Source organism: Nostoc sp. 2RC, from assembly GCF_014222165.1.
Taxonomy (GTDB): Bacteria; Cyanobacteriota; Cyanobacteriia; order Cyanobacteriales; family Nostocaceae; genus Nostoc; species Nostoc linckia.
In genome coordinates this window covers 1-12,213 of the sequence record NZ_JACKZU010000244.1, presented here as the reverse complement: position 1 = coordinate 12,213, position 12,213 = coordinate 1, and the positions used below count along the sequence as shown (strand labels likewise).

9 protein-coding genes are annotated in these 12,213 nt (G+C 41.0%); 2 read left to right on the top strand and 7 right to left on the bottom strand.

Annotation, left to right across the window (positions count from 1 at the left end):
- Window positions 1-526: 526 nt before the first annotated feature.
- The 5 genes from GNE10_RS23550 to GNE10_RS23530 form a co-directional block, all read right to left on the bottom strand.
- Window positions 527-1,834, bottom strand: a complete 1,308-nt coding sequence (locus GNE10_RS23550) for a CO2 hydration protein (RefSeq protein WP_185567237.1) — start codon at window positions 1,832-1,834, stop codon at window positions 527-529.
- A gap of 73 nt (window positions 1,835-1,907) precedes the next feature.
- The gene (locus GNE10_RS23545; protein WP_185567236.1) at window positions 1,908-3,410 is read right to left on the bottom strand and encodes an NADH-quinone oxidoreductase subunit M; all 1,503 of its coding nucleotides are present in this window, start codon (window positions 3,408-3,410) and stop codon (window positions 1,908-1,910) included.
- Window positions 3,411-3,557: 147 nt separating this feature from the next.
- Entirely contained in the window at window positions 3,558-4,289 is a 732-nt protein-coding gene (locus GNE10_RS23540; protein WP_185567235.1) for a carbonic anhydrase, read from the bottom strand.
- 195 nt (window positions 4,290-4,484) lie between these two features.
- On the bottom strand, window positions 4,485-6,344 hold the full coding sequence (locus GNE10_RS23535; protein ID WP_185567234.1) for an NAD(P)H-quinone oxidoreductase subunit F: 1,860 nt from the start codon (window positions 6,342-6,344) through the stop codon (window positions 4,485-4,487).
- A 602-nt stretch (window positions 6,345-6,946) separates the two neighbouring features.
- On the bottom strand, window positions 6,947-7,132 hold the full coding sequence (locus GNE10_RS23530) for a hypothetical protein (protein ID WP_099071994.1): 186 nt from the start codon (window positions 7,130-7,132) through the stop codon (window positions 6,947-6,949).
- Between the two features lie 346 nt (window positions 7,133-7,478).
- Here GNE10_RS23530 and GNE10_RS23525 point away from each other — a divergent pair, with 346 nt between their 5' ends.
- Complete coding sequence (locus GNE10_RS23525; RefSeq protein WP_185567233.1) at window positions 7,479-8,252, top strand: ABC transporter permease; 774 nt, start codon at window positions 7,479-7,481, stop codon at window positions 8,250-8,252.
- 171 nt (window positions 8,253-8,423) lie between these two features.
- On the opposite strand, the gene GNE10_RS23520 is transcribed toward GNE10_RS23525, so the two are convergent.
- Both GNE10_RS23520 and GNE10_RS23515 read right to left on the bottom strand, forming a co-directional pair.
- On the bottom strand, window positions 8,424-10,013 hold the full coding sequence (locus GNE10_RS23520) for an alkaline phosphatase (protein WP_185567232.1): 1,590 nt from the start codon (window positions 10,011-10,013) through the stop codon (window positions 8,424-8,426).
- A gap of 156 nt (window positions 10,014-10,169) precedes the next feature.
- Complete coding sequence (locus GNE10_RS23515; protein ID WP_185567231.1) at window positions 10,170-10,715, bottom strand: PEP-CTERM sorting domain-containing protein; 546 nt, start codon at window positions 10,713-10,715, stop codon at window positions 10,170-10,172.
- 642 nt (window positions 10,716-11,357) lie between these two features.
- On the opposite strand from GNE10_RS23515, the gene GNE10_RS23510 reads away from it, so the two are divergent.
- Window positions 11,358-12,095 (top strand): DUF928 domain-containing protein, encoded by a 738-nt coding sequence (locus GNE10_RS23510; protein WP_185567230.1) that lies wholly within the window; start codon window positions 11,358-11,360, stop codon window positions 12,093-12,095.
- Window positions 12,096-12,213: the final 118 nt, after the last annotated feature.

Sequence of the window (12,213 nt, the reverse complement as noted above, 5' to 3'; positions counted from 1 at the left end):
CAGCGGACAGGCTCAAGGTCACGGTATTTAAAGTTTCTTAAGTGGGGGGTTAGGGGTTGGGGAGGGGGAAGATGGGGAGATGGGGAGATGGGGAAGATGAGGAAGAGGGGCAGGGGAGAAGTTCCTCCCCTCTACTCCCTGCTCCCTGCCTCTTCCCCATGCCCCATGCCCCATATCCGAATCCCTAGTCCATGAATTGTTAAGAGAATATTATTCAGAATATTATTTTTTGGGCTGCAAGGTGTTTGACTTACGATTTTTATTTTATTGAGAATGTCAGTTTATCATAACGAATCGGTAATTGGGCATGGGACATTGGGAATACAAAAGGTACTACGGTGTACATACAAGTATAGGACGCAAGAGTTTCAACTCTTTAGTTCCTGATAAATCCCCAAATTTTGGACAACTTGAAACTCTATTTATCCCCTAATTCTAGAGCTAGGGGGATGAAACTAAGTTTCAGGTTAGGATTTATCGACTTGTATGTACACCGTAGCTTTTTAAGGGGGGTTGCGGGTATCTCTTATCTATAATCTTGCCTTTGAATACTTCCCAAACGTGCAGCATTCCGAATGTTATATTCAGAACGAGTAAAGCGGTTTAGCTGCATTTCAAAGAAGTCTCGATTGGCTTGTAAATGTTTGGGATTGGGGTCATCTAATGGATATAAAAGTGCAGTTCTTAAGGCTTGAATTACCGCAGAAGTCACACAATACATTGACCGTTGAAAACTAACTCCCAACTGAATCAACATATCTTCTTCACCCCGGCAATGTTGTTTGTAATAATCAACAAGATAGGGTGGTAAAAAATGCAACATATCTTGCATTAATAATGTGGGGGGAATGCCAGCAGTACCGACTGGAAATACATCAGCGTAAAGAATGCCATAGTGAAAGTCTTTTTGGTCTTCTGGTACTTGACGTGCTTGGGCATTATAAGATTTTGTTCCCCTAAAAGGTGCGGTGCGGTAGAAAACAGCTTCTACATAAGGTAGTGCTGCTTCATATAGCCACATGAAACCCTTAGATTTGGGGATAATTTCGTAGCATTCTCCACGAATATAAACGTGATGGTAAATTGGACGACCAGCGATGGCAAATATACCATTAACTAAAAAGTTCATCGCTTCTGGGACGCTGCTGATGGTGCCTTCGTCATAGCGGTCGGACATTTCAAAAAATACCGGTGCCATCACTTCCCAGAACAAACCCAAGTTAGCGTAGTATGACATTTGCCGGCATTGTTCCAAAAACATATCGGGGAACAGTTTGTAAAGCCCCAACATCACTGGGTTGCCTTGGAAGTAAGCTTTAATTGCCCTATCGGCGTTGGCTTTGTATTCGTCGGAATCTAGGTAAGGGTCAAATTGCCCGCCCATACCTCTGTGCCACAACATTGCCCGCATACAAGCTTCGGCAAATTCCATGTTAATGCGATCGTGCAACAAATGATGCAATAACTTGGGCATTTTGAAAGTTTCGCCTTTCTCCATAAATGCCAAAAGTTCTGGGTGGGCTGTGGCTTCGCCGCGCCAAATTCGTAAATCGGCATCATCGCCAGCATAGTGATTATGTAGATCTAAATACTCTTTGGGCAAGAAGTATTTCAAGAAAGGCAAAGGATCTAAAAATACGTTTTCTGCGATATAAAGTAAGTCACGCCAATAAAAGTCCATTGGCACAGCATAAGCTTTGTATAACCCGATAATTTGCATCAAATTTTCTGGGGTATCGGGTAACATTGCACCGCCACCTTCTAGGCGATGAATGACTTCCGCAAATTCATGTGTGGAAGGAGGTAATTTAGTAACTGTTTTAATTGCTGTCATGTGATTATTGACTGTTGACTATTAGTAGTTAATGAATTTGACTCCTGAATTTTGAATTCACCAATTCTGAATTCTATTTATACTCCAGTGGGACTTGAGAGACGGTGGTTTTTTCTATGGGGGGAATTGCAGCTACCATTGTTGTGGTTGTGGACTCACTCCAACGCACTAGCCAAGTAGGTTGTATTCCTAAAAAGATGATGAAAGCTGCCAAAATTAACGCTGGGACTTTTTCAGGCCAAAGGACTTTGGGATAGTAAGCCAAGTTATCAAGTCTGCCAAAACAGGTGCGGTTGAGAAGAATAACAAAATAAACTGCGGTTAAGCCACTGGCCACTACACACAAAATTGTGGAGAGAGGAAAGACAGAAAAGCTGCCTTGAAAGACGATAAATTCAGCTACAAATCCTGTTAAACCGGGAATACCTGCGCTAGCCATGCCGCTTAAAACGAGTAAGGCACTGATTAAAGGTAAACCACGGATGGGACTCATTAAACCATTGAGTTTATCTAACTCGCGGGTACCAACTTTGGCTTCCACGACTCCCACCAAATGAAAGAGAATTGCCAAAATAATGCCGTGGCTGAACATTTGGGCCACTGCACCAACTAGTGCTAGGGGAGTGCTGGCGGCACCAGCTAATAATACGTAACCCATGTGACCAATGGAACTGTATGCTACCATGCGCTTGATATCTTTTTGAGCGATCGCAATGACCGCCCCATAGATAGCGCTTATTGCTCCCCAAATTGCCAAGGTCGGTGCAATAATACTCCAAGCTTGGGGAAACATACCCAACCCAAATCTTAATAGTCCATAGGTTCCTAGCTTTGCCAACACGCCGCCTAAAAGAATGGCAATTGGCGCTGAAGCTTCAACGTAAGCATCCGGTAACCAAGTATGGAAGGGAACCAAAGGAATTTTGATGCCAAAACCCAATACTATTCCTATTAGTAAAGTGATTTGCATTGTCACTGAGAGATTCTCTGGAGAAAATGCATCAAAAGCAAAATTGGTAGAACCACTCAACCACACCATACCTAAGAACGTTGCCAGAATTAATGCTCCCGAAATAGCCGTATAAATCAGGAACTTAATTCCAGCATAACCCCGTTTTTCTCCTCCCCAAATAGATATTAGTAAGTAGAAAGGAATTAATTCGAGTTCGTAAAATAAGAAGAATAACAGTAAATTTTCTGCCAGAAAAGCTCCTGCAACTCCTCCACTTACTAATAAAATCATCGAGTAGAACAACCGGGGACGTTCCGTGTTTTGATTGCTGCTGTAAATAGAAATCCAGGTGAGCAAGCTATTTAACACCAACATTAAAATAGAAAGCCCATCAACACCTAATTGATAACTCAAACCCAGATTTTCATTCCAGGGCAAATACTCTTGGAATTGCATTGCTGGATTGTTGATATCAAATTTCAACAGAATAGCAATATTCCATGCAAAAACTATTCCCGAAAAGTATAGTGCTGCTAACCGAATGCGATTATTAGGTATATTTGCAGGTAATATTGCTATCACAATAGCCGATATAATTGGTAGCCAAATTAAAACACTTAACATGATAATTTTTTCCTTTGTTCTCTTTTACAAAGTTCTGTTACCAGAAAACCTTGTTTCAGACCTTGTTTTTATCAGTTGTCCATTGCCATGTGTCTTTTATCTGTTATTCAACTAATGAATAATGACCAATGACAATGGATGAAAAAACTAACCAATCACGGTGACTTTACCAGTATCTAAATCGTAGTAACCACCAACAATTTTGAGTTTTCCTGCATCGATTAACTCAGATAACACTGAGGATGATTTTAATGTTTCAACTTGTACTAAAATATTGGCTTTGCAAGCATTTTCTAATTTATCGCCCGGTTGATTTTTAGACCTTTCTACACCTAGTCGAATCACTTCAATCAAACTCCCAATTCTTCCTGGCACTTTAGCGCCTTTGATTGTGGCATCTACAGCACCACATCTTTCATGTCCCACAACCATGATTACCTTTGAACCTAGCACTAAGCTGCCAAATTCTAGGCTACCAATTTCTTCTGATGTCGCAATGTTCCCAGCTATGCGGCAAACAAATAAATCTCCTAATCCTTGGTCAAAAATAATTTCAGAAGGAACTCGTGAATCTGCACAACCTAAAATCGAAGCAAAGGGTTTTTGACCTTTAGCAATTTCCGCTAAACGTGAATAATTTTGGTGGGGATTTTTACGTTTACTTTTAACAAACCTATCATTGCCATCTAGTAATTCTTGCAGTGCTTGTTCGGGAGTTATGTCATCTTTGTCTACTGGAGATTCTTGTGCTAAAGTTTTTTCGGGTTCAACCACGTTCGAGGCAATTCCAGCTGTTAATACACCTGTACCGATGGCACCTGCACCATATTTCAGTAAATTTCTACGAGAAACATTAGTCAAGGGATGTTGTGCGCTCATGGAATTCTCCTCACAATGTTAAAGTCAGGTTATAAAAAATGGGCATTGGGCATTGGGCAATAGATTTTGATCGCAAATGATTTGGGATTGTTATAGCCAAATCAAGATTGCTGAATTCTGTTAGCGGTAGCGGTAAGTTTAGCCCATTCTGAATTCTGAATTCTGAATTCTAAATTCTAAATTCTAAATTCTTCTTCAAAAAATCAACTCTAAAAACTGTACTCCCCAAAATGGCCAACTTACCCACATTCCTAAAACACCTACTCCTAAAAGAACAGTGAAGGCATAAAACTGGGTTTGACCAGAAGTACTGTACTTGAGACTTTCGCCACCCAAAAGAGAGAATAAACCAACAAGATTCACGATGCCATCGACTACAAAACGGTCAATCATATCGGCAAATTGAGAAATTTGGGCAACAGTGAAAATAATCGTCATGCGATAGATATTGGGTGTGTAAAAATCGTATGCGATTAAGTCTTGTAAACCTTTCCAAGGCAAACGAATTGGTTTGGGAATATTGCTGAAGTAAATCACACCAGTGATAGTGCAACCAAAAATACTCGACCAATTTAAAAGTAGGGCGACATCTTTATTTAGGTTTGCCCAATCTGGTAAAAGTGATAAGCTTTGCAACACAAAAGGCAGATTGAGACTAAAGCCAAGTAAAATCATCATCGGCAGCATCATCGGCCAGTGAACTTCGGGCGATCGCTGAGCCATTTGTTGAGCTTTACCGCCAAAAACTAAAGCAAATTCTCTGGTTAAACTCACGGCGGTTAAAGCATTTACCGCAATGATGATTCCCACTAACCAAGGTCGAGTTTCCCACAACCCATCAGCTAATTCCATCAGCGCCCAAAAGCTACCTAATGGTGGAAAACCAATTAATCCCAAACTACCCACAATAAAAGCGATTCCAGAAATTGGGCGACGCTTCCACAATCCACCAAGTTGGGTTACATCTTGGGTGATGCTATTCCAGATAATTCCGCCAGTACTCATCACCAATAGTGCTGCGGATACGGCATTGGCCAGGACTAATAATAGCGCTGCTTCGTCTTGTTGCACTCCCACAGCGATGAACACTAAACCCATGTATGCGCTGACAGAATAAGATTGACAGCGTTTAAGATCGATTTGAGCAATGGCAATCAATGAAGCACCCAGCGCCGTCACAGCACCAACCCCCACCATTGCTGAGGAAACTATTGGTGACAAACTTAACACGGGTTGGAGTTTAATCAACACCCATGCACCACTAGCAACTACTACCGAGTTCCGCAAAATCGTGCTGGGAACAGGGCCTTCCATTGCCTCATCCAACCACAGATGCAAAGGGAACTGGGCACATTTACCCATTGGCCCGGCAATTAAGGCTAAACCCACCAATCCAATGACTGTAGGGTTAACATCGGCTGTGGCCGCCCACTCGGCTAATTCTGTGTAATTCCAAGTTCCGGCTAAAGGCCATAACCCCAACACACCCATTAGCAGGAACAAGTCTCCTACCCGTTTGGTTAAGAAAGCATCTCTAGCACCTGTAACCACTAGAGGCTGACTAAACCATAAGCCGACTAATAGGTAAGTTCCCAGCGTCAGGATTTCCAAAATTACATAGCTGAAGAACAAGTTATTACACAAAGCAAGGGCACAAAGTCCGGCTTCAAATAAGCCCAACAAAGAATAGAAGCGTCCCCAACCCCAATCCATTTCCATGTAGCCGATGGCATAAATCTGTGCCAGCAAATTCAACCCAGTGACTGCGACTAAAGCACCGACACTAATGGGGGAAATTTCCAAAGCAATGGTTAAATCCAAACCAGCCGTAGATAACCAAGGAATGAATATCTCTTGGGGGGGATAATTCCAAGTTGCTTGTAAGGCAATGGTACTATGTACAAATGCCAACAGCGTCATTATCAAGTTGACATAACCCGCCGGTCTTGGCCCTGTTTTGCGAATGATCCCCGGCGACCAAGGTATAGCCAACAACCCACCTACTAAGGCGTAGAACGGAACTAGCCAAACAGTCTCCAATAGAAACTGAGCCATCAATAAACCTCTATAGATTTCATCAGAATTTTGCAGTTTTAAATCAACTTGCGTTGATCCCTGTAAACTCAAGATTCGCAATTAACGCGAATTTATATTTATTTAATTTTGTTAAAAACAGCTTACCGTTATCTGAGTCAAAATGGAATTACCTGATTTAACAAATCTAAGATAATTGTGGTAACTAAATCTTATACATAGAGTATTTATATACGTGTCAATATTCATTGTTGGGACGAGGCAGGAGGCAGGAACTAGAAGTCACGAGGGAAGAGGGTTTGAATTTTATAATTTTTCTTAACATAGTTTGATTTTTCCACGCCGTTTTACTTATTGGAGGCACTAATAATAACTATTGTTATTTATCTATAGATCCAGTATGGTATTCATCAATGGTCATCATTAGTTTTATTAATAGACATTAACTAAGGACACACAGCTAGCTGTGCGTCCCGATTTAAACGAGAACTGCTACAAATGAGACGCGGTGCTTAGAGAAACCCTTCGGGGTAGGGAATAGGTAACAGGCGACAGCGATAAAAAACTTGAGTTGTGGGTTTAAGAGTTTCCTCTAACCTTTTTAAAGGTCAACACAGTTGAGCCTACACTTTGGCAATTTTGTCAATCTGCCAAACATGAGAAATAATCATAGGGGCTTGCTCAAATTGGCTAACGGGTGCGGGTTTCATGTCCCGGTAGTCTAACAGTTGTACAAGGATGAGGTAAGCGATCGCTAAAATAACAGAAATCGCACCTGTAATTATGGCAACTAGTTTTGAACGACTCATGATAAATTCCTATAATACAACTTATTGTGCTTAACTTAAATATCCATATTCCCAAGATTAGTCTGTTAACAGCAACAAATCAATTTAGCCTTGTTTATAGTTAAGTTGCGATCGCAGATAGTAATTTAGGCTGGGAGTGGGAAGATGTGGTTCGACTTCTCTACGAGACGCTACGCGAACGCTCACCAACCGGGAGATGGGGAGATAGGGAGATGGGGAGGACAAGGGGAGAAGTCTGAGCGCCGACAGCCAGCGATCAGAACTTCAAAGAGACAATAAGAATAAATCCTGATTTTCCAGTCAACAGTCAACATCCCCAATGCCCAATGTCCCAATCCCTGAAAATATGAAGTATTGGCGTGAAACCATAGCTGTAACTGCGCGTATTTTAATTGAACTGTTACGCCGCAAACGCAGTTTAATTTTTTGGAGTATTTTCCCAGTTTCAGTTTTAATTCTCAGCGGATTTATATTAGCAGAACGAGCAAAATTACCAATTAATGTTGCTTTTGAATATACTGCGCCTTCGACTTTGGCAGGTGCAGCACTATTTTTTAGTTGCTTGGGTGGTAGTGTTGCCACTGTGGTTGCAGAAAGAGAACAAAAAACCCTCAAGCGTCTGTTTATTTCTCCTTTGAGTGGTACATCCTATTTTTTAGGCATTTTTCTAGCTCATAGCTGCATTGGCATTGGGCAAACACTATTGGTTTATACTGTTGCAAGCTTTTGGGGTGCGACTTTCAAAGGTTCGCTGCTCTTAGGATTGACTATTATTTTAATGTGTATTGTTGCTTATGTTGGCTTGGGTTTTATTTTGGGAACACAATTAGCACGTCGAATCGAAGATGTAAATTCTCTGGTGGCAGCTTTTGGGGTTCCTTTATTAATATTAGGCGGAGCTTTTTTACCCAGTTCGTTGTTTCCACAAACATTGATTAATATTGCCAAATTTAACCCGATTTATCACATGAATGAAGCTCTCGTGGCAGTATCAGCAAAAGGTGATGAACTCAATCAAATTGGATCGCACTTTTGGTTTTTAGTAGTATTTGCTGTAATGATGGTTTTAGGTGGGTGGTTATCTTATAGGCGAATGTTAATAGTTGAAAGAAGATTGTGATTTAGTTTCATATAATTTCCGCTTGATTACTTATTAAAGCCGAAAAACCCCAAACAGCCAAAGAGACGTAGCATTGCTACGTCTCTACATTGGGTGGAATGATGAAAAATCCTTCAATGAGGGGTGTCACCCCTGATTCGCCAGCTGTATCATGACTTTTCAAACATCTTCTTAGGCTGGTTGTATTTCTGGACGGCGGTCTTCAACTACAAATGAAGCTCGTTTACTAATGGTTCCAGATGGGGTTGTGACGTTTGACATCACTAAATAATCTGTCTTCCAAGTTGTGGGAGTGAGGGCGCAGCGAACATATCCGCGTTGATTGTTGAAGAATTTAATGTGTGGGTTATCTGGTAAGTAAGCTTCAACTGCGGGGGTGGTGTCTGAGCCATCTCCGCCAGAACTAATTGAAGAACAAACAAATTCACTGCCAAGTGTGGCGGATGCTGGATTATCAAAGTTAGCTTTCAAATTCATCGCCCAGTGAGAATGCACATCCCCTGCGAGGGAGACTGGATTAGAGGGCTGGTTTTGTTGAAGAAAAGCCATCAAGCGATCGCGGGAAGCTACATAACCATCCCATTTATCCATGCTGTAGGTTCCGCCCGGCCCTGGTGTCATGTCTCGCTGAGCAATTGGTACTTGCTGCGCTAAAACGTTCCACTTGGTTTGTGAGCTACTTAGACCATCAAACAACCAATCCTCCTGTGCTTTACCGGTAATGGTTGCATTCAAATCTAAATTTTCTGGGCAACGTTCTTTGGTTCCATCACCACAAGGCTGATCGGTGCGATATTGGCGGGTGTCTAAAACATGGAAGGTTGCTAAGTTACCAAAGGCCAGCCGACGGTAAAGTTGCATGTCAGGGCCCACAGGACGCGAGAAGGGACGCAGGGGCATGTGTTCGTAATAAGCCTGATAAGCAATAGCCCGCCGTTGCAGGAAGATTAAGGGGTCTTGATCTGACTCTGTATCGATTTCCGAGATATTGTTGGCGTAGTTATTTTCTACCTCGTGGTCATCCCAAGTGACAATCCAAGGAAACGCTGCATGGGCGGCTTGCAGATTGATATCAGTTTTATAAAGGGCGTGACGATTGCGGTAATCTTCTAGGGTAAAAATTTCTGGACTATTGTGTTGTCTGGGAGCAGTGTTTGAAATTCCCCCTTCATAGATGTAATCACCGACATGCACTACTAAATCGAGGTCGTCTTGTGCCAGATATTTGTAGGCGGTATAGAATCCCTGCTGATAATTTTGGCAGGAGACTAAGCCAAAGTTAAATTTACTTAAGTAGCTATTTGCTAAAGGTGCTGTACGAGTGCGACCGATGGGGCTAGAGTCTTGTCCCACAAGAAAACGATACCAATACCAAGTATCAGATTGCAATCCTTCTACCACAACTCGCACTGAATGACCTAGTTGGGGAGTTGCCAGTACCGTACCTCTAGAGACAATTCGCTTCATTTGAGAATCACTAGCCACTTCCCAGCGAATTGGTACATTTACTGGTGGCATTCCACCACCATTTAAAGGTTCGGGAGCCAAACGAGTCCAAATTACAACACTGGTGGGATAAGGTTCGCCGGACGCTACCCCCAAAGTGAAAGGATAGTTTGAAAATCTCGTTTTGCCCATCGCTGTTTGCTGAGAAAATTGGTTAGCGATCGCAAAACCACTCAATGCTCCTGCCCCAATAATTAAATTGCGTCGTTTGATTCGACTGTGCAAGAACTTTTCAAAATTATGAAAATCTACCATTTTTTACTCCCGATTAATTGCTAAATGGCAATGGGCAATAGCACAAAAGACAGATGTCTGAATAAGTTGTTCAGTGTTGACGGTTCACAGTTAACAGTCAACCATCAACCGTCAACCGTCAACAATAATTGCCTATTCCCTTTTGCCAAACAAAGATTAAGTTTTAAATTTTTTGATGGAAATTAGCTTTTTCTTTGTCATCAAGCCAAGGCTACAAACCAATAAAGTGCCCGCTAAAGTTGCAGGTTCAGGTACTCTTGTATAAGAAACTTTTCCTGAAATTAGTTCGACATTAGCGTCAGTAGGGGAAAAAATTGTAAAATCCTCACCAATAATTTCGTAGCGCAGAGGATTGGCGGGATTAGTTTTGTCATCAAATGTATAGTCTAAAGCTAAAGATGTTTGTCCTGCTGAAAATAAAGTTGCATATACAAGGGGAAAGTCTGGATAATTGATATCATCTTGTTCAGTGTAAACTGTAGAATCGCCATCAAATTGGAAAGAAAGTGATTTGGCGATCGCTATGGAATTGTTGTCACTCAAAGTTGCATCATCAAAGCTAAAAAAACCATTTCCCTTAGCGGTGGGGCTATCAACATTGAAAGCATAATTAATAATTGCAGCAGATACTGATTTTGCATTCAGAGTTGCAAAACTCATAGTCAAGCTAGCAGCAAGCAGTAATTGTGGAATCAATTTCATCTTTTGCTTTCCTCACGATAAATTTCTGCAAGTAATACGCACTAGGAACTACAGCAGAATTTAAAATTAAACATTGGTCATTAGTTATCAAAATAGAATTCAGGAGTCAGAATTCAGAATTCAGTATGAATTGGAGTCCGCCTTCGCGTAGCGTCTCTTAGAGAGCGTCTTGATTCTGAATCCTATTAGCGGTAGCGGGGCGTTTAGCCCATTGTGACTTCTGAATTCTTCTTCAATAGTCATTTGTGTTTTTAAGGACAAAACAAACAAGTTTTTAAATCCTTCAAACAAGGACATACTAAAAGCAAAAGTTTAAGCGAAGTTTAATTAGCGGTAAAAATCCCAAGAATTTTATTTTTATAATCCCCAAAATGCCCAAATTCTAGACATTTTTTTAAATCTTTGAAGTTGACTTTTACTGATATAATCTCAGTTGGAAAATGTACTGCATGAATTTACATCAAACTACATACTGAAGAGCTTGGAATTTCAGTAGATGAAGCTTCGTTCTATTGAGAATTTGTAGTTACTTGTAGTTGAATGTGAAATCTCACCCTGCTTTTGGGAATACTTGATTTTAGTCAACTGATTGTTGGCAATTTAAGCTATCCAATCTAGAACCAAGGCATTTTGAGATAAATTATGAAATTGATTAAGTCATTTCAATATTTTCTAGTCTTTTCTTTACCTTTATATTTGAATTTCGCTCATACTTTTACACTACAAGCGCAAGCTCAGTTATACCAACCAAACAAAACCTGGCAAATTAGTCAAACATTTAAGCCGCCAAAACGGGGAGCGCCTCCCGTAAGTAGTGGTGGTTCAACTCGTAGCGGCTCTTGTTTAACAGACAAAAAAGTTATAACTCCCTTAATTCCTCCAAATAAATTAGGATTAACACTTGGTCAACATCCAACATTTTTCTGGCACGTACCTGAATCTTCAGTCAAAACAGCCAAGTTTTTGCTTTTTACTGATGATGACCAGACATTATTTTATGAAACATCTTTGACACTTCCAGATAAATCTGGAATTGTTAGCTTTACACTTCCCGAAACTGCTCCAGCATTAACAGTAGGTAAAACTTATCACTGGTATCTAACAATTGTTTGCAATACTGAAGACTCCAGCGACAATCCCATTGTGGACGGTTGGGTAGAACGAATTAAACCCGAATTACCGCTATCTCAAGCCTTAGCAAAAGCAAATTTGCGGACATTACCAACCATTTATGCAGAAGCCGGAATTTGGCATGAAGCCTTAACTTCCCTAGTGCAACTACGCCGCACAGAACCAAACAATTTAAAAGTGAGGATAGACTGGAGACAATTTTTCAAATCAGTTAATTTAAGTGCGATCGCTTCCAGTCCGTTAATTTAAATGTGGGGGATTGGGAGTGTTGACTGATGACTCTGAGGAGTTAAGTAAGTCGGTGAAATAAAACCAAACTATGTAAAGAAAAGTAAATAAGGCTCAAACTCTTTCTCCCCCTGCTCCC